Consider the following 445-nt stretch of genomic DNA (forward strand, 5'->3'; position numbering starts at 1 on the left):
GACTACAGGGGTATCTAATCCTGTTCGCTCCCCACGCTTTCGCTCCTCAGCGTCAATATCGGCCCAGAGACCCGCCTTCGCCACCGGTGTTCCTCCTGATATCTGCGCATTTCACCGCTACACCAGGAATTCCAGTCTCCCCTACCGAATTCTAGCTTGCCCGTATCGGCTGCAGGCCCGGGGTTGAGCCCCAGGTTTTCACAGCCGACGCGACAAGCCGCCTACGAGCTCTTTACGCCCAATAATTCCGGACAACGCTTGCACCCTACGTATTACCGCGGCTGCTGGCACGTAGTTGGCCGGTGCTTCTTCTGCTCCTACCGTCACTTTCGCTTCGTCGGAGCTGAAAGAGGTTTACAACCCGAAGGCCGTCATCCCTCACGCGGCGTCGCTGCATCAGGCTTTCGCCCATTGTGCAATATTCCCCACTGCAGCCCCCCGTAGG

The 445-nt window shown here is 58.9% G+C and carries 1 rRNA gene; it reads right to left on the reverse strand.

Going from position 1 to position 445, the window contains the following annotated elements:
* Positions 1–445, reverse strand: a 16S ribosomal RNA gene (locus AADR41_RS43105); the annotation flags it as partial.

The organism is Streptomyces sp. CLV115, assembly GCF_038448545.1.
Lineage (GTDB): Bacteria > Actinomycetota > Actinomycetes > Streptomycetales > Streptomycetaceae > Streptomyces > Streptomyces sanglieri.